The sequence below is a fragment of the Collinsella aerofaciens genome, assembly GCF_039752985.1.
GTDB lineage: Bacteria > Actinomycetota > Coriobacteriia > Coriobacteriales > Coriobacteriaceae > Collinsella > Collinsella aerofaciens_BT.
Genome location: NZ_JBDMHA010000096.1, coordinates 1 through 4,604, shown reverse-complemented (window position 1 = coordinate 4,604; position 4,604 = coordinate 1). Strand labels below are relative to the sequence as shown.

The following is a 4,604-nucleotide window of genomic DNA, read 5'->3' as shown; positions in this document are numbered from 1 at the left end:
GGCAAGCACCATGTCGGCGACGTTCTTGGTGACGTCGGTACCGGTGATGCCCATGCCCACGCCGATGTCGGCACGCTTGATGGACGGGGCGTCGTTGACGCCGTCGCCCGTCATGGCCACGATCTGGTCGCGCGACTTCCAAGCCTCGACGATGCGGGTCTTGTGCTCGGGCTGAACGCGGGCGTACACGCCGTAGTCCTCGATGTGCGCGTCGAGTTCCTCGTCGCTCATGCGGTCGAGGTCGGCACCGGTAATGGCATGGCTGCGATCGGTGACGATTCCCAGCTGCTTGGCAATGGCCACGGCGGTGTCGATATGGTCGCCCGTGATCATGACGGTGCGAATACCGGCGTCGTGGGCCTCGCGGATGGCGTCGGAGACCTCGGGGCGGACAGGGTCAATCATGCCGGACAGGCCGCAGAAGACCAGGTCGTGCTCGAGCGCAGCGGGGCTGCAGTCGCTCGGGACCTCGGTGTAGGTGCGGCTTGCCAGCGCCAGCACGCGCAGGGCCTCGTCGGCCATGGCCTTGTTGGCGGCCACGAGCTCGGCGCGACGCTCCTCGGTCAGCGGAACGACCCTGTCGCCGTCGTAGATATGGGTGCACAGGCCGATCACCACGTCGGGCGCGCCCTTGGTGTACTGCTCATACTCGCCGTCCAGGGTCTCGACGACCACGGACATCATCTTACGGCCCGAGTCGAACGGGGCCTCGCCCACGCGCGGGTGCTCGGCAGTCAGGCCAGTAAGACCAGCCTTGCCGGCATCGTTGACGAGCGCGCACTCAGTCGGCTCACCAACGGCCTCGCCCAGGTCCTCGTCCCACTGGGCATCGGAGCACAGCGCCATACCGGCCAGGAACTTCTCCTTAGGCGCAGCGAGCTCGTGCTTGACGACGGTCATCTTGTTTTGGGTAAGGGTACCGGTCTTGTCGGAGCAGATGGTCTGCGTGCAGCCAAGGGTCTCGACGGCAGAGAGCTTGCGGATAATCGCCTGGCGCTTGGCCATTTTGGTCACGCCGAGCGAAAGCACGATAGTCACGACGGCAACCAGACCCTCAGGGATGGCGGCGACGGCAAGCGAGACAGCGACCATAAAGGTATCGAGCAGCGCGGTCGGGTCGGTGAGAACGTTGCCCACGCCGTGGCGGATGATGTCGACGCCAAAGATAACGACGCAGATGACGATAACCATGATAGTGAGGATGCGGCTGAGCTCGGCAAGCTTCACCTGCAGCGGCGTGAGCTCTTCCTTGGCCTCGGCAAGAGCGCCGGCAATCTTGCCCATCTCGGTGTTCATGCCGGTGCCGACCACGACGGCGCGACCGCGACCGTACACCACGGTGGAGCCCATGTAGCACATGTTCTTGCGGTCGCCGAGCGGCACGTCGTCGGTGCCCGCGGCAAGCTCAATCACGTTGGTGTGCTTCTCGACCGGCACGGACTCGCCGGTGAGTGCGGCCTCTTCGATCTTCATCGTGGCGCTCTCGAGGACGCGGCAGTCGGCCGGGACCGAGTCGCCCGCCTCGAGCATAATCACGTCACCGGGCACGAGCTCGGCGCTCGGCAGGTGCACGAGCTTGCCGTCGCGCAGCACCTTGGACTGTGCCGCGCTCATCTCCTGCAGGGCCTCGAGAGCTTCCTCGCTCTTGGCTTCCTGGACCACGCCCAGCACCGAGTTGACGATAACGACGAACATGATGATGGCGACGTCGGCAAAATCGGGCTCGCCCTTGACCATGCCCGTAAGTGCGCTGATAACGGCGGCAACGATCAGCATGATGACCATGGGGTCTGCCATCTGCTCAAAGAAGCGCTTCCACAGCGGCGTCTTCTCGGCTTCCTCAAGCTTGTTAGGGCCTGTCTTGGCGAGGCGCGACGACGCCTCGTCGTTGCTCAGGCCGAGGTTCTCATCGACACCCTGGTCGCTGAGTACCTCCGCCGCGGCGGACAGGTATTCCTTTTGCATATAGAGTCCCCTCCTGGGATTCGGGCCACTCAGCAGATTGATGCCCGATCATAATTCCCAGGAGAAGGGCAAGGGCTCATCAAGGCTGCCGTGCTGAGCGGCAGTTGATAGTGGAGCTATGGTACCCCAAAGCGACGCGTCTAGCCAAAACATTCCATCTGGAAACACGGCACAGGCGCAACGGTGCAGACAGTGTGATGCTCAAGATTGATAAAACGTTTTTTCTTCGGCGCATCATCGAACTAAAATATCGCCCAGATAGCAGCGGTTAGAACGGTTGGTAAAGTTTTTGCATATACCGTTTTTCCGCAAAAAATGAACTTCTAATTCGGCATACGGTCGATTTTTTGGGGTATTCGGTCGGCATTTCGTTATAATCATCTCAGTTTTATTTCTTATGGTTTATCTATCAGCGCAAGACGATGTCAGATGGAGGTCTGAATGTACAAGCGCACCAAGATTGTATGCACCATGGGTCCCGCCTGCGATAGCGACGAGACCATCCGCGAGATGATCAAGGCGGGCATGAACGTCGCCCGTTTTAACTTCTCGCACGGATCCTACGACGAGCACCACGGTCGCATCGAGCGCGTCCGTCGTATTTCCAAGGAGCTCGGCATGCCCGTCGGCATCCTGCTCGACACCAAGGGCCCCGAGGTCCGTACCGGCCTTTTGGTCGACGGCAAGAAGGTTGCCGTCAAGACCGGCGACAAGATCGTCGTCACCGCTCAGCCCACGTCCGAGGATTTCCACGGCACCGCTGAGCACATCTCCCTCGACTACCTGGCTCTGCCCTCCGAGGTCGAGAAGGGCTCCCTCATCCTGATCGATGACGGTCTGGTTGCCCTCGAGGTCGAGTCCGTCGACGGCCAGGACATGACCTGCGTCGTCAAGAACGACGGCCTGATTGGCGAGCGCAAGGGCGTCAACATGCCCAACGTCAACATCTCGCTGCCCGCCATCACCGAGCGCGATCGTCAGGACATCCTCTTTGGCCTGACCGAGAACATCGACTACATCGCCGCTTCCTTCATCCGCGACGGCGAGTCCGTCCGCGGCATCCGCGAGCTTTGCCGCGAGAACGGCGGCGAGCACGTGACGATCTTCCCGAAGATCGAGTGCGCCCTGGGCGTCGAGAACTTCGACGAGATCCTCGAGGCTTCCGACGGCATCATGGTCGCCCGTGGCGACCTGGGCATCGAGATCAAGCCCGAGCTTGTTCCGCACATCCAGAAGGAGATCATCGCTAAGTGCAACGCGGCCTACAAGCCCGTTATCACCGCTACGCAGATGCTCGACTCCATGCAGCAGAACCCGCGCCCGACGCGCGCCGAGGTTGCCGACGTTGCTAACGCCATTTGCGACGGCACCGACGCCGTCATGCTGTCCGGCGAGTCCGCTGCCGGCAAGTACCCGGTCGAGGCCGTCAAGATGCAGGCCAGCATTGCTCTCGAGACCGAGAAGTACCTCCCGGCTCACGCTCCGCTCGAGGTTCCGGCTGACGCTCACGGCACCCGCGTCGTCAACAACGTTGTGGGTATGTCCGCCGTGAACATGGCCACCACCGTTGGCGCCAAGTGCATCACCGTGCCGACGACCACCGGTCGTACCGCTCGCCTGATCTCGCACTTCCGTCCCAACATGCCGATCTGCGCGTTCTCCCGCCACGAGTGGGCCGTCCAGCAGATGATCATGTACTGGGGCGTTATCCCGCACCAGGCCGAGATTACCCAGGGCACCGTCAACGGCACGATCGTCAAGGCGATCGAGACCGCTAAGGAGCTCGGCTACGTCAAGACTGGCGATTTGACCGTCGCTACCGCCGGCGATCCCCGCATGAGCGTCCAGCTCGAGGACAAGGTCTCCTCGACCAACGTCGCTTACGTCGCTCAGGTGCGCTAAATCGCACTTGCAAGCACACTTGCATTGCAAAGGGCCCGGAAGGCAAAGCCTTCCGGGCCCTTTTTCTGTGCGCCGATGCCTACCGCACGGCATGACACGCACCCATTTCTTTACCAAAAGCGCGAAATCCGCCCTCCGAGGCCCAAAAAATAAAGCCCCAAGCGCTAAAAGTGTTCGCCCGGTAGCAAACCCACACCTCACACAGGGCTGATAAATCGTTTTAGCAAGAACCAAATCGACCTGGTTTTCGGAAGTATGCGGCAAATTCTGGAACCTCCGAGCACACCCTGTTTTTTCGCAACAAAATGCCTGATAAACTAGCCTCAAAAGCCAGGTCCGCTCATAGGGTTCAGATTTTGCCGCATACTTCCGGATTGACGCTGGCATCACTCGCTTCAAAGAGATGATTTCGGCCAGGAGGGCATTATGGACCTGACGCTTTGTGGGCAATCCGCCTTTAACTACTACCGCATCCCGCCGCAGGTATTAGGCCTTTACCCCGCCATTAGCCTTGGCAATATGGATCGCAGATGTTGTGGCCTCGGAAGTCATGCAGTTGTAAAAGACCTGCTTCACGCACCACTTCACAGGCTTGTATTCACTCGGGCACAATCCGGGTCGCGAAGCCTGTTTAAATCGCATCTCCTGACCCAAGAGCCACCTCCTGGGTCGTTTAGGCAGACTGAGCATGGATTTGATGTCACGTCGCCCGAGTTTACGCTGCTCAACCTTGCTGC

At 60.5% G+C, this 4,604-nt stretch carries 3 protein-coding genes; 2 read left to right on the top strand and 1 reads right to left on the bottom strand.

What is annotated here, in order from left to right:
- A partial coding sequence (locus ABHR76_RS09490) for a cation-translocating P-type ATPase (protein WP_346977529.1) occupies nt 1-1,965 on the bottom strand: 1,965 nt, incomplete at its 3' end.
- Nucleotides 1,966-2,406: 441 nt separating this feature from the next.
- Between ABHR76_RS09490 and pyk the strand changes: the two genes are divergently transcribed.
- Nucleotides 2,407-3,867, top strand: a complete 1,461-nt coding sequence (pyk, locus tag ABHR76_RS09485; RefSeq protein WP_346977527.1) for a pyruvate kinase — start codon at nt 2,407-2,409, stop codon at nt 3,865-3,867.
- Nucleotides 3,868-4,293: 426 nt separating this feature from the next.
- Nucleotides 4,294-4,604, top strand: a 311-nt coding sequence (locus ABHR76_RS09480) for a hypothetical protein (protein WP_346977525.1), incomplete at its 3' end; no start/stop codon positions are given.

Coding starts and splice junctions, on each gene's coding strand:
- pyk (WP_346977527.1), top strand. CDS start 2,407: ATGTACAAGCGCACCAAGATTGTATGCACCATGGGTCCCGCCTGCGAT.